This is a genomic window from Rhodopseudomonas sp. P1 (assembly GCF_039642825.1).
Classification (GTDB): domain Bacteria; phylum Pseudomonadota; class Alphaproteobacteria; order Rhizobiales; family Xanthobacteraceae; genus Rhodopseudomonas; species Rhodopseudomonas palustris_H.
In genome coordinates, this window is sequence record NZ_CP088006.1 from 3,814,148 (window position 1) to 3,837,119 (window position 22,972).

At 65.8% G+C, this 22,972-nt stretch carries 19 protein-coding genes; 7 read left to right on the top strand and 12 right to left on the bottom strand.

Features of this window, described 5'->3' with window-relative positions:
• Positions 1-48: 48 nt before the first annotated feature.
• Entirely contained in the window at positions 49-819 is a 771-nt protein-coding gene (locus LRC39_RS17690) for an enoyl-CoA hydratase (protein WP_346295122.1), read from the top strand.
• 121 nt (positions 820-940) lie between these two features.
• A complete protein-coding gene (locus LRC39_RS17695) occupies positions 941-2,227 on the top strand; it encodes an MFS transporter (RefSeq protein WP_264073986.1) in 1,287 nt (428 codons plus the stop codon).
• Positions 2,228-2,439: 212 nt separating this feature from the next.
• Here LRC39_RS17695 and LRC39_RS17700 read toward each other — a convergent pair whose 3' ends face one another.
• The gene (locus tag LRC39_RS17700) at positions 2,440-3,999 is read right to left on the bottom strand and encodes an acyl-CoA carboxylase subunit beta (RefSeq protein WP_346295123.1); all 1,560 of its coding nucleotides are present in this window, start codon (positions 3,997-3,999) and stop codon (positions 2,440-2,442) included.
• Complete coding sequence (locus LRC39_RS17705) at positions 3,908-4,873, bottom strand: IclR family transcriptional regulator (RefSeq protein WP_107345240.1); 966 nt, start codon at positions 4,871-4,873, stop codon at positions 3,908-3,910. Before LRC39_RS17705 ends, LRC39_RS17700 begins: the two co-directional genes overlap by 92 nt.
• A gap of 280 nt (positions 4,874-5,153) precedes the next feature.
• Between LRC39_RS17705 and LRC39_RS17710 the strand changes: the two genes are divergently transcribed.
• From LRC39_RS17710 to LRC39_RS17725, 4 genes are all read left to right on the top strand, one after another.
• Positions 5,154-5,375 carry an acetyl-CoA carboxylase biotin carboxyl carrier protein subunit gene (locus LRC39_RS17710; protein WP_011158998.1) on the top strand — a complete coding sequence of 74 codons (222 nt, stop codon included), beginning with the start codon at positions 5,154-5,156 and terminating at the stop codon, positions 5,373-5,375.
• 184 nt (positions 5,376-5,559) lie between these two features.
• Positions 5,560-6,717: a TAXI family TRAP transporter solute-binding subunit gene (locus tag LRC39_RS17715; RefSeq protein WP_346295124.1), complete on the top strand. Its 1,158-nt coding sequence runs from the start codon at positions 5,560-5,562 to the stop codon at positions 6,715-6,717.
• A 26-nt stretch (positions 6,718-6,743) separates the two neighbouring features.
• On the top strand, positions 6,744-8,813 hold the full coding sequence (locus LRC39_RS17720; protein ID WP_346295125.1) for a TRAP transporter permease: 2,070 nt from the start codon (positions 6,744-6,746) through the stop codon (positions 8,811-8,813).
• Between the two features lie 120 nt (positions 8,814-8,933).
• Positions 8,934-9,488 (top strand): hypothetical protein, encoded by a 555-nt coding sequence (locus LRC39_RS17725; RefSeq protein ID WP_346295126.1) that lies wholly within the window; start codon positions 8,934-8,936, stop codon positions 9,486-9,488.
• Between the two features lie 58 nt (positions 9,489-9,546).
• On the opposite strand, the gene LRC39_RS17730 is transcribed toward LRC39_RS17725, so the two are convergent.
• From LRC39_RS17730 to LRC39_RS17740, 3 genes are all read right to left on the bottom strand, one after another.
• Complete coding sequence (locus tag LRC39_RS17730) at positions 9,547-9,912, bottom strand: Zn-ribbon domain-containing OB-fold protein (protein WP_346295127.1); 366 nt, start codon at positions 9,910-9,912, stop codon at positions 9,547-9,549.
• Positions 9,909-11,045, bottom strand: a complete 1,137-nt coding sequence (locus LRC39_RS17735) for a thiolase family protein (protein ID WP_346295128.1) — start codon at positions 11,043-11,045, stop codon at positions 9,909-9,911. Before LRC39_RS17735 ends, LRC39_RS17730 begins: the two co-directional genes overlap by 4 nt.
• A gap of 366 nt (positions 11,046-11,411) precedes the next feature.
• A complete protein-coding gene (locus LRC39_RS17740; protein ID WP_346297525.1) occupies positions 11,412-12,617 on the bottom strand; it encodes a CaiB/BaiF CoA transferase family protein in 1,206 nt (401 codons plus the stop codon).
• 206 nt (positions 12,618-12,823) lie between these two features.
• Between LRC39_RS17740 and LRC39_RS17745 the strand changes: the two genes are divergently transcribed.
• On the top strand, positions 12,824-13,708 hold the full coding sequence (locus LRC39_RS17745; RefSeq protein ID WP_346295129.1) for an acyl dehydratase: 885 nt from the start codon (positions 12,824-12,826) through the stop codon (positions 13,706-13,708).
• 320 nt (positions 13,709-14,028) lie between these two features.
• On the opposite strand, the gene LRC39_RS17750 is transcribed toward LRC39_RS17745, so the two are convergent.
• The 7 genes from LRC39_RS17750 to LRC39_RS17780 all read right to left on the bottom strand — a co-directional run bounded on the left by LRC39_RS17750 (position 14,029) and on the right by LRC39_RS17780 (position 22,852).
• Entirely contained in the window at positions 14,029-15,555 is a 1,527-nt protein-coding gene (locus tag LRC39_RS17750; RefSeq protein WP_346295130.1) for an AMP-binding protein, read from the bottom strand.
• A 21-nt stretch (positions 15,556-15,576) separates the two neighbouring features.
• A complete protein-coding gene (locus LRC39_RS17755; protein ID WP_107345249.1) occupies positions 15,577-16,746 on the bottom strand; it encodes an acetyl-CoA acetyltransferase in 1,170 nt (389 codons plus the stop codon).
• A 260-nt stretch (positions 16,747-17,006) separates the two neighbouring features.
• Positions 17,007-17,993 (bottom strand): D-erythronate dehydrogenase, encoded by a 987-nt coding sequence (gene denD, locus LRC39_RS17760; RefSeq protein ID WP_346295131.1) that lies wholly within the window; start codon positions 17,991-17,993, stop codon positions 17,007-17,009.
• A gap of 320 nt (positions 17,994-18,313) precedes the next feature.
• Positions 18,314-19,240 (bottom strand): carbohydrate ABC transporter permease, encoded by a 927-nt coding sequence (locus LRC39_RS17765; protein ID WP_107345251.1) that lies wholly within the window; start codon positions 19,238-19,240, stop codon positions 18,314-18,316.
• Positions 19,233-20,174 (bottom strand): carbohydrate ABC transporter permease, encoded by a 942-nt coding sequence (locus LRC39_RS17770; RefSeq protein ID WP_346295132.1) that lies wholly within the window; start codon positions 20,172-20,174, stop codon positions 19,233-19,235. The genes LRC39_RS17765 and LRC39_RS17770 overlap by 8 nt, the downstream gene beginning before the upstream one ends.
• Positions 20,175-20,385: 211 nt before the next feature.
• Positions 20,386-21,711, bottom strand: a complete 1,326-nt coding sequence (locus LRC39_RS17775; RefSeq protein ID WP_346295133.1) for an ABC transporter substrate-binding protein — start codon at positions 21,709-21,711, stop codon at positions 20,386-20,388.
• 76 nt (positions 21,712-21,787) lie between these two features.
• A complete protein-coding gene (locus tag LRC39_RS17780) occupies positions 21,788-22,852 on the bottom strand; it encodes an ABC transporter ATP-binding protein (protein WP_346295134.1) in 1,065 nt (354 codons plus the stop codon).
• Positions 22,853-22,972 lie beyond the last annotated feature (120 nt).

Genomic DNA, 22,972 nt, shown 5'->3' on the forward strand with positions numbered 1-22,972 from the left:
CCGGGCATGATGCCGCGCCTATCCCGCCCCTCGCTGACGAGATCCAATATGCAGATGCTCAACACCCATTGCGGCGTCGACCGCGATTCCCGCGGCGTCGCGCGCCTCACCATCTGCAACGCCGGCAAGCTCAACATCCTGAACACCGCGGTGATCACCGATGTCCGGGACGGATTGCGGCAACTCGCAGCGGATGACAGCCTGCGCGTGCTGATCGTCGCCGGCCAGAGCGAACGCAGCATGATCGGCGGCGCCGATATCAACGAGATGGCGACGCTCGATCAGAGTTCCGCCGAGCGCTTCATCACCGGCCTTGCGGAGCTGTGCGAGGCGGTGCGCGCCGTGCCCTATCCTGTGATCGCGCGGATTCCTGGCTGGTGCCTGGGCGGCGGCCTGGAATTCGCCGCCGCCTGCGATTTCCGCGTCGCGACGCACGATGCCAAATTCGGCATGCCCGAGGTGCGCGTCGGAATTCCGTCGGTGATCCACGCCGCCCTGCTGCCGCGGCTGATCGGCTGGTCGCGCGCTCGCTATCTGGTGATGGCCGCAGAAAACATCGACGCCGACACCGCTCTTGCCTGGGGACTGATCGACAAGATCGCGTCGCCCGGCGAGCTCGACGCTGCGGTCGAACATCTGGTCGGCGCACTGCTCGCCGGCGCGCGGCAGGCAATGCGGGCGCAGAAGGCGCTGATGGCGGCATGGGAAGACATGCCGCTGCCGCAAGCGGTTGCGCATTCGGTCAAGGTGTTTGGTCAGTCGTACCTGACCGGCGAGCCGCAGGCGCTGATGGCGGATTTCATCAACCGCAAACGCTGAGCTGTTCACGCGATCTTGGGAATCCCCGAGTTGCGTTGCCGCCGGTAATTTATATGATGGCCATCATTTCCAATCAGCCGGCCGCCGTTGCCGCCGGCGCGCTCGCCGACAGGACCGCCGCATGATCTCCGACGCCCTCGCCGCCGCGCTGGCCCGCCGCAACATCCACTACGGCTGGGTGATGGTCGGCGTCACCTTCCTCACCGCGCTGGTCAATGCCGGCGCGGTCGGGGCGCCCGGCGTGTTCATCGTTCCGTTGCAGCAGGAATTCGGCTGGAGCACTGCGGATATCTCGTCCGCGCTGTCGATCCGCTTCGTGCTGTTCGGGTTGATGGCACCGTTCGCCGCAGCGCTGATGAACCGGTTCGGCCTGCGTCAGGTAACGCTGACCGCGCTTCTGGTGGTCGCGATCGGACTGGTCGCGTCGCTGGCGATGACGTCGCTGTGGCAATTGATGCTGCTGTGGGGCGTGGTGGTCGGCGTCGGCACCGGCCTCACAGCGCTGGTGCTCGGCGCCACGGTGGCGACGCGCTGGTTCGTCGCCCGCCGCGGCCTGGTGATCGGCATGATGACCGCGAGCGTCGCCACCGGACAGCTCGTGTTCCTCCCGATCCTCGCCTCGCTGACCGAACGCTACGGCTGGCGGATCGCAATGGCTTATGTCTGCGCGCTGATCGGCATCGCCGCAGTCGCGGTGCTGATCGCAATGCGCAACCGGCCGAGCGACGTCGGGCTGCGGCCCTATGGCGACACCAGCACCGAGCCGGTGCCGCTGTCGGCGCAGGCTGCGCCGGGCTCGATCGCCGCTGCCGCGCTCGGCGCGCTGCGCGACGCGGCCAAGACGCGGGTGTTCTGGGTGCTGTTCGGCACCTTCTTCATCTGCGGCGCGTCGACTAACGGCCTGGTGCAGGTTCACCTGATCCCGCTGTGCGCCGACTTCAACATCCCGCAGGTGCAGGCCGCGGGCCTGCTCGCAGCGATGGGTGTGTTCGATTTCATCGGCACCATCTTGTCGGGCTGGCTGGCGGACCGCTACGACAATCGCTGGCTGCTGTTCTGGTACTACGGCCTGCGCGGCCTCAGCCTGCTGGCGCTGCCGTTCACCGACTTCTCGTTCTACGGGCTGTCGCTGTTTGCGGTGTTCTACGGCCTGGACTGGGTCGCGACTGTGCCGCCGACGGTGCGGCTGACGGCCCAGAAGTTCGGCCCGGAGCGCGCCAATCTGGTGTTCGGCTGGATCTTCGCCGGCCATCAGCTCGGCGCCGCCACCGCCGCATTCGGCGCCGGCCTGTCGCGCGACCTGCTGGCGAGCTACCTGCCGGCCTTCTTCATCGCCGGCGCCCTGTGCGTGATCGCCGCCGCAGCCGCGCTGACAATCAGCAAGGCTGCCAAGCCGGCGGTGGCGTGAACAGAAGCGCTCCCCGCTCCCTCTCCCCGCCCTTCGCGGGGAGAGGGTTGGGGTGAGGGGCAAGGCACGGCCCTTCAGCCCGTCCAAATTATCAGGAAGACAAGTCATCAGGCCCGAGAGGCTGCGCGTTCGGCAACCTCAGTGCCTGGCCCCTCACCCGACCGGCTGCGCCGGTCGACCTCTCCCCGCGCTGCGGGGAGAGGTTGGAAGGCCTAAGGCCGCATCCGCATGCCGGTCGCGACGCCGGGCTTGCGCAGCGGTTCGGCGAGGCGCGCAAATTCGCAGAGCAGCGAACGCGTCTTGCGCGGATCGATGATCTCCTCAACCCAGAACTTCTCGGCCGAGCGGAACGGCGACCGCAATTTGTTCAGCCGCTCCTCGATCTCGCGCATCTTGGCGTCGCGGTCCTCCGCCGCATCGAGGTCGGCGCGATACGCCGCTTCGATGCCGCCTTCGAGCGGCAGCGAACCCCAATACGCCGACGGCCACGCGTAGCGCATCGAGAAGCGGTTGGCCGGCTGGTGCACCACGCCGGCGACGCCGAAGGCGTTGCGGACGATGATCGTGCACCACGGCACGGTGGACTGATTGACCGCGGTCATCGCACGGACGCCGTGGCGGATCGTCGCCGATTTCTCGGCCTCGAGTCCGATCATGAAGCCGGGGCAATCCATCAGATACACCACCGGCAGATGGAAGGTCTCGGCGAGATCGACGAAGCGAATGACCTTCTGGCAGGTGTCCGAGGTCCACGACCCGCCGTAGTGATACGGATCGCCGGCCAGCACCGCCACCGCCCGCCCCTCGAGTCGTGCAAGGCCGGTGATGATCGAGCGGCCGAACGCCGAGCCGATCTCGAAGAACGAGCCCTGATCGACCACCGATTCGATGATCGGCCGCATCTTGTAGACCTGCCGGCGATTACGCGGCACCGCCTTCAGCAGCTTCTCGTCGGAACGCTCCGGATCGTCGTCGCAAGCAAGCGTCTGCGGCAATTCATGCACCGACGACGGCAAGTACGACAGGAAGCGCCGCGCGCAGGCGAAGGCTTCTTCCTCGGTGTCGACCGCATGATCGATCGCGCCGGCGCGGGTCTGGATATCGGCGCCGCCGAGCTCCTGCTTGGTAAGATCCTGGCCGAGCCGCGCCACCACCGGCGGGCCGGCGACGAACATCGCCGAACTGCGGGTCATGATCGAATAGTGGCTGGCGGCGAGCCGCGCCGCACCGAGGCCCGCAACCGAGCCGAGCCCGAGCGCGACCACCGGCACCTGCGCGAGGTTCGCCGTCGTGTACCAGTACCAGCGGGTGCCATCGACGCCGCCGGGCAGATTGGCGGCGCCCTTGCTCTCGATCGTCTTCACCGAGCCGCCGCCGCCCGATCCTTCGATCACGCGGATGATCGGCAGGCGATAGTCGTGCGCCATCTCCTCCGCCATCTGCGGCTTGGCATGGATCGACGCATCGGCCGAACCGCCGCGCACGGTGAAATCGTCGCCGACCACCACGACGGTGCGGCCGTCGATCTTCGCCCGGCCGAACACGCAGTTCGCCGGGGTCAGATTGATCAGTTCGCCATTAGCGTCGTAGTCGCCGAGACCGGCAACGGCGCCGATCTCGTGGAAGCTGCCGGCGTCGCTCAGCCGATCGATGCGCTCACGGACCGTGAGCCGGCCCTGGTCATGCTGGCGCTTGACCTTGTCGGTGCCGCCCATCTGCCGCGCGAAGTTCTCGCGCCGGGCCAGCTCGTCGAGCTCCGGCTTCCAACTCATTCATTCCCTCCGGCCTGATCGTCTTCTTGTTATTGTTTCCAGACGGGCGCACCGCCACCAGGCCGCCATCCGCATTCTGCACCAGCGGCTCGATCGCCGCGGCAAGCTTGAGCAGCGCCGGCGCCACTTCATCGTGCAGCCGCTGTTCGTCGTACATCGCGGCCAGCACGCCGATCGTCACCATCACGTAGGTCTGGTACTGCGGCGACCAGATCGGCACGGCGATGCCGTTGATGTGCGGGCTGAACAGACCGCACGACACCACATAGCCGCGCTCGCGCAGCATCGCGCGGTCGGTTTCGATCCGCTCACTCAGCAAGGCCGCATCGGCGGGGGCTTCACGCTGGATCTCCGTCACCAGCGCGGCGGCGACATTGTCGTCGAGCGACGCCGCATAGGCGTGACCGGCCGCGGTGCGGCTGATCGAGATGCGGCTGCCGGTGGTCGAATGCAGGCCGAGCGCGTGCGCGGCGCGGGCGAATTCGAGATAGACCAGATGGAAGCGATCCGGGATCAGGAAGCCGATGGTGCCGGGAATCTGGTCGGCGACCTCCTGCAGGCGCGAGCGGATCAGATTGCGCAGTTGCAGACCGCGCGTCATCGACGTGCTCATCGCGACCGCCGAGGGGCCGATGCGATACTTCTGATCGCGCGGCAGATACACCAGCTGGCCCATCCGGGTCAGCGTGTGGGTGAGGCGCGACACCGTCGAGCGCGGCAAGCCGCAGCGGTTGGAGATTTCGAGATTGCCGAGCCGGACGTCGTGACCTTCGAAGCAGCGCAGCACGTCGAACGCGCGCGACACCACCTGAATCACATCGCCGTCACCGGCCACGTCCCCCTGCCTGCAGAGTCGTTCTGAGCGTCGTCCCATGTCTTTTTATCCTGCGTGGTTATGATGCCCGATGCACCGGGACTGCCCAACGTCCCGACCCGGCACATCTTACGTTCTTGGTTTCTTGTTACGTCTTCTAGTTTCGCTAGGCGGAATATAATTCCGCTTGAAGACAAAGCTACATCAGGCAAATTGCGCCGACAACATCGCTTGACGCTGCGCAAGGCCCCACGCGTAACCACTCGGCGCAAGATTTTTGGCTGCGGCCGCAGCAGCGGAACCCGGCGCCGACAACAACAAACCTACCGGAGGAACACTGATGGCCGAGATCAAGATCGTCACCGAAGTCGCGGGCCGCGTCTGTGCGCTGCCGCTGTCGATCGGCGACGGCGTCGGTGAAGGCGACGACATCGTCTTTGTCGAAGCGATGAAAATGGAAATCCCGGTCGCCTCTCCGGCCGACGGAACCTTGAAGTCGCTGCACGTCGCGCTCGACGATGTCGTTGCCGAAGGCCAGCTCGTCGCGGTGATCGAAAGCTGAGCTGCCGCGCACAACCGTCACGCCGCGTACCAAGATCGTCGGCAGCCGGGACGTAATGTCGCATCACCCGGCGGCGATGTCGTGTGCAGACGACGCGGCCATCGCGTTGCCATCACTCGACTGCGGTGACATGCTCTCCTGATAACAAAGCAATCCGCAAAGCGGATGCGCTCGGGAGAGAAACATGACGGGACGTTTCGGTCCGCTCGCGGCATTCGCCGTAGGCTGCGCGCTGATTACTACAACCTCCGCGCGTGCTGACGACATCAAACTACCAACCACGATGGCATTCACCGCCTACGACACCGGCACCGCCGGTTTCAACATCGCGGTCGCGGTCGGCAAGATGATGAAGGACAAGCACGGAACCGACGTCCGCGTGTTGCCCGCCGGCAACGACGTCGCCCGCCTCGCCCCGCTGCGCAACGGCCGCGCCCAGCTCGCCTGGATGGGATCGGGCACTTACTTCGCGCAGGAAGGCGTGTTCGAGTTCGGCGCCAAGGAATGGGGCCCGCAGCCGCTGCAGATCACGCTCAGCGTGGTCGACTGCAACGGCTCCTCGCTCGGCGTCGCCGCCGACATCGGCGTCAAGGAGATCAAGGATCTGCGCGGCAAGCGCGTCGGCTTCGTGGTCGGCTCGCCGGCGCTCAACCAGAATGCGCTCGGCATCATGGCCTATGGCGGCCTCACCAAGGACGACGTCAAGATCGTCGAATTCGCCAGCTACGGCGCGATGTGGAAGGGCCTCGTCAACAACGACGTCGACGCCGCGTTCGGAACGACGATCACCGGCCCGGCCAAGGAAGCCGAGAACTCGCCGCGCGGCCTGATCTGGCCACCGATGCCGCATGCCGACAAGGCGGCGTGGGAACGCGTCAAGAAGGTCGCGCCGTTCTTCAATCCGGCGATGTCGAGCTGCGGCGCCGCGCACCAGCCCGGCAAGCCGATCGAGCTGTCGAACTACCCGTATCCGATCGCCACCGTGTACGCGACGCAGTCGGCCGATCAGGTGTACTCGATCACCAAGGCGATGATCGTCGACTACGACGCCTATAAGGACAGCGCTCCCGGCGCGACCGGCCTCGCGGTGAAGACCCAGACGATGAAATGGGTGGTGCCGTTCCATCCCGGCGCGGTGAAGGCGCTGAAGGAAGCCGGCCAGTGGACCGCCGAGGATCAGACTCACAATGACGGGCTGATCAAGCGCCAGGAGGTGCTGGCCGCGGCTTGGAAGCAGTACGCAGCCGCGGCGCCGTCCGGTGAGCAGGAATTCCGCGACGGCTGGATGACAGCACGGGCAGCGGCATTGAAGCGGGCCGGCCTGCCGAACGGGTTCGAGTAACGCATCGCAACGCCGGGGACATCGCCATGCGCGCTGCTGAATCCGCCGCCCGCCCGACCAAACGGATCGTGCTCGACGATCCGCACTCGGTCGACAACATGCAGGAAGCCGAAGTCACCCGCGTCCGAAGCCTGACCGGCTTCTGGCGCTGGGCTCTGGTGGCCGCCGCCGCGGCCACCATCCTGCTGTGTATCAACCAGCAGTTCTCGCTTCGGTTCTTCATCGGCTACACCCAGCTCAATACGGAGTACTTCTATCTCCTGATTGCGCTGATGCTACCGTTCACCTTCCTGATCTTCCCGGGAACATCGACCGCGCGGCTCGACCGCGTGCCGCTGTACGACATCGCCCTGTTCGCCGCGACCGTGGTGGCGGCGCTGGTGTTGATGGGCTCCATCCGCAAGGCGGCCGAAGCCGGCTGGGAGTTCGGCGGCGCGCCGACGCATGTGTTCATCGCCGGCCTGGTCATGTGGGCGCTGCTGATGGAGGCGCTGCGGCGCACCGGCGGCTGGAGCCTGCTGCTCTGCGTGTTTCCGTTCACGGTGTATCCGCTGTTCGCCGGCGCGCGCTGGCTCGGCCCGCTCGGCGGCTCGCAGTCGACGCTGGAACAGGCCACCGCCTATCACGTGCTGTCCGGCGAGAGCCTGCTTGGTATTCCGATTCAGGCGTTCGCCGACACCGTGATCGGCTTTCTGGTGTTCGGCACCGCGCTGATGCTGACCGGCGCTGGCAAATTCTTCATCAACCTGTCGTTCTCGATCTGCGGCACGTTCCGCGGCGGCGCCGCCAAGGTCTGCATCTTCGCCTCGGCCTTGCTCGGCATGATGTCCGGCTCCATCATCTCCAACGTGCTGACCGCCGGCACCATGACCATCCCGGTGATGAAGAAGAGCGGCTTCCGCGCCTCCTATGCGGCGGCAATCGAAGCCTGCGCCTCGACCGGTGCGGTGCTGGCGCCGCCGGTGATGGGCGCCACCGCGTTCGTCATCGCGCAGTTCCTCAACGTCTCCTATGCCGAGGTCGCGCTCGCCGCGATCGTACCGGCGGCGCTGTATTACATCGGCCTGTTCATGCAGGTCGACGCCTATGCGGCACGGCACGGGCTCGAGGGCATCCCGCGCTCGGAACTGCCGAGCCTGTGGCAGACGCTGAAGGAAGGCTGGTACTACGCCTTCGTGATCGCCCTGCTGGTGGTGATGCTGCTGTACTTCAAGCGCGAGAGCCACGCGCCGTTCTACGCCACCGCGCTGCTGCTGGTGCTCAACCAGATCTTCTCCAAGGAGACCCGCTGGACCCTCGGCAGCATCGTTCGCTTCCTGGAAGTCAACGGCCGCACCTTCGTCGAGCTGATCGGCATCCTGGCCGGCTGCGGCCTGCTGATCGGCGCGTTCTCGATGACCGGCGTGATCTCCAGCCTCGCGGCCGATCTGTTGCGGCTGGCCGGCGACAACGCCTTCCTGCTGCTGGCGATGTGCGCCATCACCAGCCTGATCCTCGGCCTCGGCCTCACCACCACCGCCTGCTACATCTTCCTGGCGATCCTGGTGGCGCCGGCGCTGGAGAAGCTCGGGCTGAACCGGATGGCGGTGCACATGTTCATCTTCTATTGGGGCATGCTGTCGTCGATCACACCACCGGTCGCCATCGCGTCCTTTGCGGCCGCCGGCATCGCCGGATCTCCGGCGATGAAGACCGGGTGGGAGTCGATGTGGGTGGGCAGCATCATCTACTTCATCCCGTTCTTCTTCGTGATGAACCCGGCGCTGGTGCTGCAGGGGCCGAGCCCGTATCTCGCCGCGCTCGGCCTGCTGACGCTGGCGGCCGCGGGCACGCTGTGCATCTGCGGCGGCATCCAGGGCTATCAGGTCGGCATCGGCAATCTGCGCCGCGCCGGCGCGCTGGAATGGCCGCTGCGCGTCGCACTAGTCATCGGCGGCTTCGTGCTGGCGACTCCGGGCGGCGGCATCAATCCGCTGTCGCAGGTGCAGGTCACCTCGCTCGGGCTGTGCCTGCTGGTGCCGACGCTGGCAATCGCGCTGCTGCTGGTCCGCCGCGGCGACGGCGGAGGGCAGCGCCTCGCCCGCCCCATCGTGTAGCAGTTACCGCCGCGGCGCCGGTCACAGCACCGACGCCGCGGCGGGCTGCAGGTTGATTTCCCTGGACACACCACCCGCATTGGTTGAGCATCCTGGCGTTTCAAACCAAGGAGCTTTGCAATGCAGCGTGTATTGGAAGTCACTTCGGTTGAGCTCAGCCTGGTCAAGACCAAGCCTCCACAGATTCACATCGTCACCCACGGTACGGTGCCCACCTCCGGCTGGAAGCAACCGCGGCTGTCGCCGTGGTTCTACATCCGGCCACCGGACGACGGCATTCAGGACTTCGATTTCGTCGCCGATGCCCCGACCGGAATCGTGCTGCCGGTGATCACGCCGATCGTCGGCGAAGCCACCATCCCGCGCGATCCCGCCGACTACTGGGGCCCGGGCAAAGCGCTGCGCGGTGTCCGCATCCACGCCCGCAGCAGCACTCGGGAAGCGACCTTCGGCGACGCCGAAGAACTTGCACAAGCGATCTCGCTGTTTCGCGGCGACGACGATCCGATCCCGTGGCTGATCTTCACCGCGACATCATCGGAATGCGATCTGACCGGCAAACTGCTCCGCGTCTATCACACCGGCGACATTCTGACCCGCGACTACCGGACCGACCGCGGCAATGTCGAGCTCGACCCCAATACCCAGCGCGTCGTCCGGGTGTGGTGCGGCTGAATTTCTGAGATGTCCAAACGCGGCGGGCTCCGCGCGCCCGCCGCCGCACTTCCAGCGATCAGCGCGGCAGCTTCTCGAACATCGGCACCAACTGGCCGGTGAAGCTGGTGAACCCGGCGCGGACGCGGTCGCCGATCACCAGATCGTTCGCGCCATGCGCCATCATCCGGAATCCCTCGGCGCAATCGACCAGCACGATTTTGAACGGCACATGTGCTCGCGCCTCCGCAGTGGCGGCGCGATGCACCAGGGTCGCGGCGCACACCACGCCCTCGCCGCTCGCGACCATCGTCGTCAGTTCCTCGCCGCCACAGGCCGCGCAAAAATCCCGGCGGAAATACTGCACCGCGCCGCAGCCGCCGCAGCGCTGATACGTGATCGTCGGCTCGCCGCCGGTCCAATCGGGCATCGTCATCTCGCTCATCGCACCCGCTCCAGGATCATGCTGACATGCGACGACAGCACGCCGCCATCGCCGTGCAGCAGCGCCACCGAGGCATCGTGCACCTGACGATCACCGGCCCGCCCGGTCATCTGCAGATGCGTCTCGACCAGATGCGCCATCGCGCCGCCGACACCGCAATGGCCATAGCTCAATAATCCGCCATGAGTGTTCAGCGGCATCGCGCCGTTTCGCGAGAAGTGGCCATCCCGCGCCCGCGCCGCCGCTTCGCCTCGGCCTGCGAGCCCGAGGTCTTCGAGCAACATCAACAGCGTGATGGTGAAGCTGTCGTACACCGCTGCATACTTCACGTCCGACACCGCAGCGCCGCTCGCCGCCCAGGCCCGCTCGATCGACTGCTCGGCACCGGACGGTCCGTCAGCGGGCATCGCCGTGACGTGCTGATGGGTATGGGCCTGACCGCAGCCGCGCACTTTGATGCGATGTTCGGTGGTCGGCTCGCGGCTGATCACCAGCGCGGCGCCGCCGTCCGACACCGGGCAGCAATCGAGCAGCTTCAGCGGCGAGGCGATCGGTTTCGATGCCATCACCTCGGCGACGCTGATCGGCTCTTGAAATTGGGCGCCGGGATGGGTGATGGCGTGGCTGCGCATCAGCACCGCGAACTCGGCGAGATCCTCCTCGGTGACGCCATGGTCGTGCATGTAGCGCGATGCCACCAGGCCATAATAGGCCGGGATGGTCGGCCCCAGCGGCACCTCGTAGATCGGGTGACCGACCTGCGCCAGCGCCTGCACCGAGGCATCGCGGCTCTGGCCGGTCAGCCGGTTCTCGCCGCCCACGACCAGGATATTCTTCGCGGCCCCGCTCTCGACCAACTGATGCGCCAGCATCGCCATCGCCATGCCGGTGGCGCCGCCAACCTGCACCGCGTGGCAATAGCTCGGCCGAATGCCGAAATGCTCGGCGAACACCGTCGCCAGCATGATATGCGGCATCGTGGTCGAATAACCGCACAGCAGCCCGTCGATGTCGCCGCGCTTCAGGCCGGCGTCGGCGATCGCCGCCTCCGCCGCGTCGCGCATCAGCGACAGCGTGGTCGAGCCGTCGATCTTGCCGAACCGGGTGAGGCCGACGCCGGTGATGTAGCTCATGACATCAGCGCCTGTTCTCGTTGCTGGGCAGAGCCTCTCAACGTCATTCCGGGGCGTGAGCGCAGCTCACGAACCCGGAATCTCCCTGCGACACAATCTCGGGATTCCGGGTCTGCGCCGCTGGCGCAGCGCATCCCGGAATGACGGAGGAGAGACCGATTGTGATTAAGGCGATCAGCATCGCGCCGAGCACCGCGCGCTCCCCTCCCCCTTGCGGGGAGGGGTCGGGGGTGGGGGGCCGCGGGCACTGAGCCTGTGGCAAGTGCCCTCACCCCAGCCCTCTCCCGCAAGCGGGAGAGGGAGAAGAGGCACTGTGCCGGCAACCCAGCAATGCGATCGAGCCCTGCTCTCGCTTGCTCCATCCGCTCAACTCTCCGCTTCCGGCAACCTGACGGCCCCACATTCCGCCAGCGCCGCGATCTCACCGTCGCCATAGCCCGCCTCGCGAAGCACCTCGGCGCCGTGTTCGCCGAGCCGCGGCGCGAAGCGCTGGCGCTCGACCTTGGTATTCGACCACGTCGCCGAAACCTTCATGTCGCGGATCGCGCCTTCGCTGGGATGCTCGACGACGGGGAAGAAATCGGTCGCCACCAGATGCGGGTCGTGCAGGATGCTTTCGAGGTCGTGCATCCGCATCGCCGGTACGTCGGCGGCGTCGAGCAACGTCACCCACTCGTCCGTAGTCCTGGTCAGAAAGATCCGCGCCAGCTCGGCATAGACCACGTCGATGTTCACCGCGCGCCGCGCGAAGCTGGTGTAGCGGTCGTCGGCCAGCAGATCGTCGCGGCCGACCGCGGTGAGGAAGCTGATCCACTGCTTGTCGTTATAGACCATCGCGCAGATGTAGCCGTCGGCAGTCTGATACGGCCGGCGGTCCGGTGACAGGTGCCGTGCGTAGCCGCCGCGATCGAGCGGCGGCTCATAGGTGAGGCCGCCCATGTGATCGCCCATCACGAAGCTCGCCATCGTCTCAAACATCGGCATGTCGAGCCGCTGGCCTTTGCCGGTGCGATCCCGATGCACCAGCGAGGCGCAGATCGCGCCGACCGCGGTGAGCCCGACGATGCGGTCGACCAGCGCATTCGGCACGTAGCGCGGCGTGCCGTCACCGACCCGCGCATTCAGCGCCGGCAGCGCAGTGGCGCCCTGGATCAGATCGTCATAGGCCGGCTTGGCCGCATACGGCCCATCCTGGCCGAAGCCGAACACGCCGGCATAGATCAGCCGCGGATTGAGCGGCGCGACGTCGTCATAGCCGAGCCGCAGCCGCGCCATCGCCTGCGGGCGAACGTTATACACCAGCACGTCGGCGCGCGCGATCAGCCGCAGCACCGCGGCGCGGCCGGCGTCGTGCTTGAGGTCGAGGCAGATGCTGCGCTTGTTGCGATTGGCGTTGAGAAACACCGGCCCCATGCCGGGATGCCGCGCCGGACCGATCTGCCGGGTAACGTCGCCGTCGGGGGATTCGATCTTGATGACGTCGGCGCCGTAATCGCCGAGCATCTGGGTGGCGTAAGGCCCCATCAGCACCGACGTCATGTCGACGATTGTCGTGCCCGCCAGTGGCCCCATTGCGGCGCTTCGCATCCCTGGTTCGCGGCGCTCTGATCGGCACCGTGATCGCGATGTAACGGGACCGGCTCGCCGAGATCAAGCCGGCGCCCGGCGTGGCGCCATGCGGGACAAACTCCACGACGCGGAAGGTTTTGACCGCCCTCATTGACCAAGCAGCCGCCGAACCGTTGACTTCCCGCAGTTTGGGGCGGAGACGAGCGGCGATGACCACCCATCATACAACCTACACCGCGCCGCCATTCGGCCCGGCGCTGATGCTGAACGCCTTCGCGCCCTCGCGCGGCTGGAATCCGAAAGACGGCTTCCCGGATTTCAGCTTCATCTGGCGCGGCTATCAGATCAGTCCCGCTGCGCTGGCGACCTTGCAACGCGCTGCGGGCCGCGACGATGCGGCGACCGCCGACCGCCTGATGCTGCTGGCGCCGCATGTCACCGGCTTCCGGCTGACGATGGCGCTGCTGATGTGCCGGGACTGGCCGCTGCCGATCTGGCGCGCGCTGCAGCTCCGCAACCGGGTGATCCGCAGCGGCGCGATCAAGCTCGACACGCCGTCCGACCTGATCGTGCGGGCGACCGGCTGGCGGGTGCACGACAAGGGCATCGAGCTCGACGTCCTGGCGCAACTGATGCAGGGCGAGGATTGCCCGTGGCAAAGCATCACCACGTTCTATTACCGCGGCCGCTTCGACGGACCGGCGAGCCACGGCGCGGATGATGGCGCGCCGATGGCGTCGCCCCCGATCGAGCCATCGCTGCCGCCGCTGACGCAATGGACTGTCGCTGGCGACGAGCGGCTGCGTTGGGCGGCGCTGACCGGCGATTACAATCCGCTGCACCTCGTCGATCTCTACGCGCGTGCCACCGGCTTCGCCGCCGCCTCGGCCCACCCGCAGCGCATCGCCGCGCAATGCCTCGGTCACCTCGCCCCGACACCAGAGCCGCCGACGCAGCTCGACCTCTGGCTGAAAGGCCCGGTGTATTTCGGCCGCATTGCATCGCTGCGCGAGGCCGCGAGCGAAGACGGCACCACCTTCGGTCTCTGGATCAACGGCGACGATCGTCCGGCGATGGTGGGGGTGATGCGATAACCGGCGACCGTCGTCGACATCGCGCCCCTTTATCATCCCGTCATTGCGAGGAGCGCAGCGACGAAGCAATCCAGCTCAGTGCAGAGAGCCGGATTGCCTCGCGGAGCCTGTCATCGGGCGGCGCTTCGCGCCAACCCGGGGGCTCGCGATAACGGAGGGTTGCCTCCAGCATCTTGCGACCTTGGCATTCTCGGACCTATCAGTTCGTCATGCCCGGCCTTGTGCCGGGCATCCACGCCTTTGACTTCGCGATACCCCGAAGGCGTGGATGGCCGGGACGAGCCCGGCCATGACGAGGAGAATCGGAAGTTGTTGCCGAATTACTTCACGATCTTCCGCAGCTCCGTCTTCAGCACTTTGCCGTAATTGTTCTTCGGCAGCGCGTCGAGATAGACGTAGCGCTTGGGGCGCTTGAAGCGGGCGATGGTGGCGAGGCAGTGGGCGTCGAGCGTGGCGTCGTCGGCCGCGGCGTCGTCGGCGAGCACGACGCAGGCGACGACGTTCTCGCCCCATTCCGGATCGGCCACCCCGATCGCCGAGACCTCGCGCACAGCCGGATGCGTCAGCAGCGCCTCCTCGACCTCGCGCGGATAGATATTGGTGCCGCCGGAGATGATCACGTCCTTGGAGCGGTCCGACAGCGTCAGGAAGCCGTCGTCATCCAAACGCCCGACATCGCCGGTGCGCAGCCAGCCGTCCTTCAGCGTCTCGGCATTGGCCTGCGGATTGTTCCAATAGCCGAGCATCACGGTTGAGCCCTTGACCTCGATCTCGCCGGTCTCGCCCGGCGGCAGCACTTCGCCGTTCGCGCCGGTGATCCGCACCGACACCACGCTCTGCGCGGTGCCGACCGAGGCGAGCCGCTGCAGATAGCGCGGATGATCGACGTCCGCGTGCAGCGCGCGCTTCAGCGAGGTGATCGTCATCGGCGATTCACCCTGGCCGTAGATCTGTACGAAGCGTTGGCCCATCACGCTCAGCGCCTCGCGGATGTCGGCGAGATACATCGGGCCGCCGCCATAGACGATGGTGCGCAGCCCCTCGCCGGTCTCGCCGCGGCGCTTGGCGGCATCGACCAGGCGCTTGATCATGGTCGGCGCGGCGAACATCGCGACGTTGCCGAGCTGCTTGCCGAGGCTGAGCACCTCGTCCGGATCGAACCCGCCGGACTCCGGCACGACATGCCGCGCGCCAAACCGGACGTGGATCATGTTGTAGAGCCCGGCGCCGTGCGAGATCGGCGCGGCATACAGCGCCGCATCCTCCGGCGTCACCGCGTCGACGTCGGCCAGATAGCTCAGCGACATCGCCACGAGATTGCCGTGGCTGAGCATCACGCCCTTGGGCCGGCCGGTGGTGCCGGAAGTGTAAAACAGCCAGGCGAGATCGTGATCGTCGCGCGCGACCGGTGCCTTGGCCCCCTCGCGGCTGCGGGCACGGTCGTAACCGTCGCTGTCGATCGCCAGCACCGCCATGCCGGGCGGCAGATCGCAGGAGGCTTCGTTGAAGGTGTCGGCGGTGTCGTCGCAGATCAGCGCGAGTCTTGCTTCCGCGTTGCTGCAGATCCAGGCGACCTCCTTGCCGTGCAGCTTGGCGTTGATCGGGATCGCCACCGCGCCCGCCCACCAGATGCCGTACAGCGCCTCGAGATAGCGCGTGCAGTTATGCGCGAACAACGCGACGCGATCGCCGGGCGCGATGCCGTAATCGCGCGCCAGCGCCGCTCCGAACGATGCCGCACGCGACGCGAACGTCGCGTAGTCGGCATCGACCGTGGTGCCCGTCAGCAGCGCCGGAGCGCCCGGCCGTAGCCGGGCGCTCGCAGCAAGCCATTCCGCCAGATTCATCCCCCGCCCCCCGGCTGTCGGTTACTTGGCCGGTTCGAGCACCGACACGTAATTGGCGACCGCCGCGCCGCCCATATTGAAAATGCCGGCGAGCTTGGCGTCCTTGATCTGCATGCCTTCCGGCGCCTGGCCGAGCAGTTGCATCGCACTCAGCACGTGCATCGACACGCCGGTCGCGCCGATCGGATGGCCCTTGGCCTTGAGACCGCCGGACGGATTGATCGGCAGCTTGCCGTCCTTTTGGGTCCAGCCCTCCTTGATCGCGCGGGCGCCCTGCCCCTTCGGCGTCAGGCCCATCGCTTCGTATTCGATCAGCTCGGCGATGGTGAAGCAATCGTGGGTCTCGACGAACGACAGATCGTTCAGCGTGACGCCCGCCTGCTCCAGCGCGCGCTGCCAAGCCACGGTGCAGCCTTCAAACTGCAGGATGTCGCGCTTGGACATCGGCAGGAAATCCTGCGCATGGGCGCGGGCGCGGATGTTGACCGCCTTGCCCATCGCCTTGGCATTCTCCGCCGAGGTCAAAACCAGGGCCGCGGCGCCGTCGGACACCAACGAGCAGTCGGTGCGCTTCAAAGGACCGGCGACGAACGGATTCTTTTCGCCTTCGGCGCGGCAGAACTCGAAGCCGAAATCCTTGCGCATCTGCGCATAGGGATTGGCGACGCCGTTGTGGTGGTTCTTGGCGGCGATCATCGCCAGCGCGTCGGACTGGTCGCCGTATTTCTGGAAGTACTTCTGGGCGATGATGCCGAACACGCCGGCAAACCCGGCCGGGGTGTCGCCGTCTTCCGGCAAGTACGACGCGCGCAGCAGGTTCTTGCCGATCTCAGGCCCCGGGGTGCGGGTCATCTGCTCGACGCCGACGACGAGCACGACCTTGGCGGCGCCGGACTCGATCGCGCGGATGCCCTGATGCACGGCGGCGGAACCGGTGGCGCAGGCGTTCTCCACCCGAGTGGCCGGCTTGAAGCGCAGCGCCGGATCGGCCTGCAGCACCAGCGCGGCGGTGAAGTCCTGCGGCGAGAAGCCGGCATTGAAATGTCCGAGCACGATCTCGTCGACGTCGCCCGGCGCAATCCCGGCGTCTGCGATCGCCTCAGTGGCGACGCGGACGATCATGCTTTCCACGGTTTCGGCGTCGAACTTGCCGAACGGCATATGGGCCCATCCAACGATGCTGGCAGTCATGGCGTTTTCTCCTCGAAGGTCGATGAAACTCGAACCTGGATTTATTATAGGATGACCATCAGATAAAGACATCCCCGCTCACGGAATGGTGGCCGGGCGTGGCACGAAGGGCGGACGCCGGCCCATCCGCGTCATTGCGAGCGCAGCGAAGCAATCCAGAGAGTGTGCACGGAGCTGGATCGCTTTTCGCGGCGCCTGTGCCCGGACGGAGCGAAGCCCCGATCCGGCTGCTCCTCGCAATGACGGTGCGGGCAAGGCGGTTACTTCACGAACTTGCCGCCCAACTCGTCCTCGATGTGGATGCGGATGATGTCGTCGAAGGTCTTCTCGGCGGTGGTGAAGCCGAGCTTCAGCGCGCGGTCGGTCGAGAAGTTGCGCGGCCAGCCGCCGACGATGCCGATGATGGTCGGATCGGGCTCGCGCTTGATCCTTTCCACCACGGCCTTGCCGGCAACACGTTCCAATGCGGCGATCTGCTCACCGACCGTGGCGGGCAGCCCAGGCATCGACAGGCTGCGGCGCGGCCCCATCGCGGCGGTGTCCATAGTGGCGGCGTGGATCAGGAAGCCGACCGCCGAGCGCGGCGAGGCGTGCCAGTGCATCACCTCGTCCGACACCGGCAGCACGGCCTCCTCGCCATTCAGCGGCTCGCGGATGATGTTGGAGAAGAAGCCGGACGCCGCCTTGTTCGGCTTGCCGGGGCGGACGCAGATCGTCGGCAGGCGGATGCCGACGCCGTCGAAGAATCCCTTGCGGGTATAGTCGGCGATCAGGAGTTCGCAGATCGCCTTCTGGGTGCCGTAGCTGGTCAGCGGCGCCGACAGGAATTCGTCGCCGATCTTATCCGGGAACGGTGCGCCGAACACCGCGATCGACGAGGTGAACACCAGCCGCGGATGATAGTCGTCGCCTTCGGCCCGGATCGCATCGATCAGATGCTTGGTGCCGTCGAGATTGATCCGGTAGCCCTTGTCGAAATCCGCCTCGGCTTCGCCCGAGACGATGGCCGCCAGATGGAAGATCACCTCCGGCCGATGCGCCACCAGCGCCGCCGCCTGTCCCGGCTCGGCAAGGTCGCTGGTCACCACCTGGATCGCGATCGAGGCATGCGGCGGCCGCACCGGCGCCACCACGTCCTGCAGCGTCATCCGGGTGATCTCGCGGCTGCCGAGCCGCCCGTCCGCCAGCAGCCGGTCGGTGAGCTTGCGCCCGACCATGCCGGCGGCGCCGAGTATCAGAATGTGCAAGGAACGTCCCCTCTCAATTGTCATTCCGGGACGCGCCGCAGGCGCGGACCCGGAATCTCGGTACCCGCTGCAGATTCCGGGTTCGCGAGCTCCGCTCGCGCCCCGGAATGACGGCCCTGATGATGAATCTTAAAGTCCATGAGGCGAGTGTGGCCCATCCTTCGAGACGCGCGCAAGAGCGCGCTCAGGATAACCATGTGCCTGCGGAATGGCCTGACTTGTCCGACCGCATCGTCATTGCGAGCGAAGCGAAGCAATCCAGTTCAGTGCACGGCGCTGGATTGCTTCGTCGCTTCGCTCCTCGCAATGACGAAGCATTGCTATTCCTTGACCGCCCCGGTCATCGCCGACACGTAATGCTCGACGAAGAACGCGTACAGGATGACGAGCGGCAGCGAGCCGACCAGGGCGCCGGCCATCAGCGAGCCCCATTTGTAGATGTCGCCGTCGACGAATTCGTTGACGATCGCCACGGGCACCGTCTTGTTCGGCGTCGACTGCAGGAAGGTCAGCGCGTAGATGAATTCGTTCCAGCACAGCGTGAAGCAGAAGATGAAGGCCGAGATCAGCCCCGGCACCGCCAGCGGAATGATGATCTTGATCAGGATCTGCCAGCGCGAGGCGCCGTCGATCAGCGCGCATTCCTCAAGCTCGAACGGGATGGTCTTGAAATAGCCCATCAGCAGCCAGGTCGAGAACGGGATCAGCAGCGTCGGATACACCAGGATCAGCGACAGCGGTGAGTCGAACAGCCCGTAAGCCTGGATCACCGAGGCCAGCGGAATGAACAGGATCGACGGCGGCACCAGATACGCCAGAAAGATCGCGCCGCCAACGGTATCGGCACCGCGGAAGCGCAGCCGCACGATCGCATAGGCGGCGAGCACGCTGGCGGCGATCGACAGCACCGTCGAGGCGGCCGCGACATACATCGTGTTCCACAGCCAGCGCGGATATTGGGTTTCGAACAGCAGCTTCTGGATGTGCTTGAGCGTCGGATGCACCACCCAGAACGGGTTGTAGGTCTCCATGTCGATCAGCTGCTCGTCGGGTTTGATCGCCGTCAGCCCCATCCAGTAGAACGGGAACAGCAGCACGACGAGAATGACGAACAGCGGCAGATACAGCGTCACCAGCCGGCGCGGCAGCGACTCCAGATAGCTCATGCCCTCGCTGTCGTCGCTCTGCGCGACGGTGGCGGCGGCTTTGACGGCGAGCCGCGGATCGGAGGCGGTGGTCTCAGTCATTGTCGGTCCCCTGCTGCCATTTGCGCCGCTGCATGCCGAACCACGAGATCGCGATCGCCGCGAGCAGGAACGGGATCATCGCGGTGGCGATCGCCGCGCCCTCCCCGAGCCGGCCCGACAGAATGCCGCGTTGATAGCTCAGCGTCGCCATCAGATGCGTGGCATTGACCGGCCCGCCGCGGGTCAGCGCCCAGATCAATTGGAAATCGGTGAAGGTGAACAGCACCGAGAACGTCATCACCACCGCGATGATCGGCGTCAGCAGCGGATAGGTGATGTAGCGGAAACGCTGCCACGCGGTGGCGCCGTCCAGCGTCGCCGCTTCATACAGCGACGGCGACACCGTCTGCAGCCCGGCCAGCAGCGTGATCGCCACGAATGGCACGCCGCGCCAGATATTGGCGAAGATCACCGATGCACGCGCCCAATTAGAGTCGCCGAGGAAGTTGATGTTCTGGTCGATCACCCCGAGCTTGATCAGCGACCAGGAAATGATCGAGAACTGCGAGTCGTAGATCCACCAGAACGCGATCGCCGACAGCACCGTCGGCACGATGAACGGCACCAGCACCGCGGCGCGGATGATCGCCTTGAACGGCATGTGCCGGTTGAGCAGCAGCGCCAGATACAGGCCGACCGCAAATTTGATCGCGCTGGCGACCACCGTGTACAGAATGGTGTTGAACACCGACAGCCAGAAGATGCTGTCGTCCCACAGCCACTCGTAGTTCTCGATCCCGATAAACACCCCGCCGCGCCCGATCCGCGCATCGGTGAAGCTCATCCACACCCCGAGAAACAGCGGATAGGCCAGGAACAGCAGCAGGAACGCCGCCGCCGGCAGCATGAACCACAGCGCGATGAAATTGCGGCTGGTGCGCAGGCGTTGCCAGGCAGTGGGGCCGGAGTGCTCGCGCATCTGAAGTGTAGTCATGCTAACTCCGTCCGGCCGCCTGCGGGCCGAGTGAAGGTCTCACTCCCCTCACGTTCGTCATTCCGGGGCGCGCGAAGCGCGAGCCCGGAATCCATAACCACCGCCGAGAGTATGGATTCCGGGTTCGCGCCAAGTGGCGCGCCCCGGAATGACGAACGTGAGGTTCCCATTGGAAAGGGTCGGCGCATGTCGCCGCCCCTTCTCTTCCCCGTTACGCCCTGAAGATCCGCTTTGCAGCGCGTTCGGCGCTGCTCATGGCGGTCTTCACGTCTTCGCGGCCGGTGCAGTAGTTGGCGAACATGTCGACCACGACGAAGTCGGCGATTGCCGCCGCGGCGTTCTCGCCCATCTGGGCGTCGCCGGCCGGCGTCGAGGCGGTGCGGGCGACGTCGCGATACGGCGTGTTCTTCGGGTCCGCGGTCCACATCGGGTTCTTCTCGTAGTCGAGCAGGAACGGCGACAGATAGCCCTGCGCCGCCTCGACCCACGGGTTGAACTGCTCCGGCTCCATCATGAAGGCGGTGAACGCCTTGCAGGTCTGCGGGAACTTGGTGAAGTTGTAGATCAGGATCGGGAAGCCAAGGTGCAGCTCGCGGGTCTTGCCGTTGAGGCCGGCGGGCAGATGCGCGTGGTTGATATCCTCCGCCATCTCCTTGTTGTCTTTCTTCGCCGTGACGTAGATCGAGATGCCGTTGGTGGTGAGATAAAGCTGCCCGGCCAGGAACGCCTTGTTGTTGGAGGCATCGTTCCACGACGCGGTGCCGGGGATGAAGTTGTCGTACAGCCCCTTGACGTATTCGAGCGCCTTGGCGGTCTCTGGTGAATTGACGACGACCTTGCTGTCCTTGTCGATCAGCGCGCCGCCGTGCGCCCACAGCGCCCAGTGCAGCCAGCCATTGGCATCGCCCGACGCGTGGCCGAGCGCCATGCCGGCCGGCGTACCGTTCTTGTTGAGGCCCTTCACCAGATCAGAGAAGCCGGCGAGGTCCTTCGGAAACTCCTTGTGGCCGGCCTTCTCGGCCGCGCTGATCCGGTAGTTGACGAGGCCGCCGGTCGCCGCCACCGGGATGCCGATCCACTTGCCGTTGTACATGCCGTAGGCCTTGCCGGAGTCGCTCCAGCCGCCGCACTTCTTGGCGAGATAATCGGCGACGTCCGACACGTCGGTGCACTTGTTCGGGAACAGGAACGGCAGCGAGTACAGGCCCCACACCATGTCGAGCCCCTGCCCGGTGTTGGCGGCGACCGACGCCTTGGGCTGGATGTCGTCATAGGACTCGTTGGAGACGTTGATGGTGACGTTGTTGGCCTTCTGGAACGCGTCGACGATCTTCATGAAGGCGACGTCTTCGGCTTCGACGAACCGCTTCCAGCGCAGCAGATTGATCTTGGCACCGGGCTCCGGCTTCCACGGCGAGGCCTGCGCCCAGGCCTTGGCGTAGCCGAGCAACTGGTCGGCGGACATCGTCGCTGCCGTGGCCAACGTGATCGCGCCACCCTTCAACAACGTGCGGCGATCGAGGGTAAAGTCCGTCATCTGTCGTTCACTCCCTATGTTCCGCTTTGTGCATTGGTTCGTTGATCGACCAATTCTTGTATTTGTCTGTCGCGCTCTAGATCCGCCGGCCGCTCTCCTTGTCGAACAGATGCGCGACGTCGGCGCGCGGCTGCAGATGGATCAGATCGCCGGGCGCGACCGGATGCCGTTCGCGGAACACCGCGATCACTTCCTGATCGCCGACACGCGCCACGATCTGGGTTTCGGAGCCGGTCGGCTCGACCACCGCGACCTCGGCCGCAATGCCGCTGTCGGCGAAGTCGAGATGTTCAGGCCGAATGCCGTAAGAGACAGTGCGGCCGTTGCCGTTCGCCGGCGCCGCCATCACCGGCAGCTTGGCGCCGTTGGCGGTCTCGACGTAAGGCTGGCCGCCGTTCACCTTCAGCGTGCCGTCGAGGAAGTTCATCGCCGGCGAGCCGATGAAGCCGGCGACGAATTTGTTGTCAGGCCGGTCGTACAGATCCAGCGGCGCGCCGATCTGCTCGACCACGCCGTCCTGCATCACCACGATCTTGTCGGCCATCGTCATCGCCTCGATCTGGTCGTGGGTGACGTAAACCGTGGTGGTCTTCAGCCGCTGATGCAGTTCCTTGATCTCGGTGCGCATCGCCACCCGCAGCTTGGCGTCGAGGTTCGACAGCGGCTCGTCGAACAGGAACACCTGCGGATCGCGCACGATCGCACGGCCCATCGCGACGCGCTGGCGCTGGCCGCCGGAGAGCTGGCGCGGATAGCGGTCGAGCAATTTGCCGAGATCGAGGATGTCGGCAGCGCGCCGCACTTTACTGTCGATGGTCTTCTGATCGGCGCCGCGCAGCTTCAGGGAGAAGCCCATGTTCTGGGCCACCGTCATGTGCGGGTACAGCGCGTAGTTCTGGAACACCATGGCGATGTCCCGCTCCTTCGGCTGCACGTCGTTGACGACGCGCTCGCCGATCGAGATCGTTCCTGCGGTGATTTTTTCCAGCCCTGCGAGCATCCGCAGCAAAGTGGATTTGCCGCAGCCGGACGGGCCGACCAGAACGACGAACTCACCATCTTCGATGGGAACAGTCACGCCGTGCAATACTTCGAAGCCGCCGAAAGACTTACGCACGTCGTGAATCTGCACCGACGCCATCCAGCACCTCCCGATGTCCCGCCATTTGTTGCGGTCATTGCCGCCAGCGTGAGACTTATGTTGACGCAACTCTTAGCAGAATATTTCGCCGCTGTCGCGCTTCCAAATTAGTCCGGCGTG

Bases quoted from the DNA above. Each gene is read 5' to 3' on its own strand.
- LRC39_RS17735 (WP_346295128.1), bottom strand. From the start codon at position 11,045: ATGAGCTACATCACCGGCGTCGGCCTCACCCGGTTCGGCAAGATCGAC.
- LRC39_RS17695 (WP_264073986.1), top strand. From the start codon at position 941: ATGATCTCCGACGCCCTCGCCGCCGCGCTGGCCCGCCGCAACATCCAC.
- LRC39_RS17700 (WP_346295123.1), bottom strand. From the start codon at position 3,999: ATGAGTTGGAAGCCGGAGCTCGACGAGCTGGCCCGGCGCGAGAACTTC.
- LRC39_RS17740 (WP_346297525.1), bottom strand. From the start codon at position 12,617: ATGGGGCCACTGGCGGGCACGACAATCGTCGACATGACGTCGGTGCTG.
- LRC39_RS17720 (WP_346295125.1), top strand. From the start codon at position 6,744: ATGCGCGCTGCTGAATCCGCCGCCCGCCCGACCAAACGGATCGTGCTC.
- LRC39_RS17725 (WP_346295126.1), top strand. From the start codon at position 8,934: ATGCAGCGTGTATTGGAAGTCACTTCGGTTGAGCTCAGCCTGGTCAAG.
- LRC39_RS17730 (WP_346295127.1), bottom strand. From the start codon at position 9,912: ATGAGCGAGATGACGATGCCCGATTGGACCGGCGGCGAGCCGACGATC.
- LRC39_RS17705 (WP_107345240.1), bottom strand. From the start codon at position 4,873: ATGGGACGACGCTCAGAACGACTCTGCAGGCAGGGGGACGTGGCCGGT.
- LRC39_RS17710 (WP_011158998.1), top strand. From the start codon at position 5,154: ATGGCCGAGATCAAGATCGTCACCGAAGTCGCGGGCCGCGTCTGTGCG.
- LRC39_RS17775 (WP_346295133.1), bottom strand. From the start codon at position 21,711: ATGACGGACTTTACCCTCGATCGCCGCACGTTGTTGAAGGGTGGCGCG.
- LRC39_RS17690 (WP_346295122.1), top strand. From the start codon at position 49: ATGCAGATGCTCAACACCCATTGCGGCGTCGACCGCGATTCCCGCGGC.
- LRC39_RS17770 (WP_346295132.1), bottom strand. From the start codon at position 20,174: ATGACTACACTTCAGATGCGCGAGCACTCCGGCCCCACTGCCTGGCAA.
- LRC39_RS17780 (WP_346295134.1), bottom strand. From the start codon at position 22,852: ATGGCGTCGGTGCAGATTCACGACGTGCGTAAGTCTTTCGGCGGCTTC.
- LRC39_RS17715 (WP_346295124.1), top strand. From the start codon at position 5,560: ATGACGGGACGTTTCGGTCCGCTCGCGGCATTCGCCGTAGGCTGCGCG.
- LRC39_RS17765 (WP_107345251.1), bottom strand. From the start codon at position 19,240: ATGACTGAGACCACCGCCTCCGATCCGCGGCTCGCCGTCAAAGCCGCC.
- LRC39_RS17755 (WP_107345249.1), bottom strand. From the start codon at position 16,746: ATGACTGCCAGCATCGTTGGATGGGCCCATATGCCGTTCGGCAAGTTC.
- LRC39_RS17750 (WP_346295130.1), bottom strand. From the start codon at position 15,555: ATGAATCTGGCGGAATGGCTTGCTGCGAGCGCCCGGCTACGGCCGGGC.
- LRC39_RS17745 (WP_346295129.1), top strand. From the start codon at position 12,824: ATGACCACCCATCATACAACCTACACCGCGCCGCCATTCGGCCCGGCG.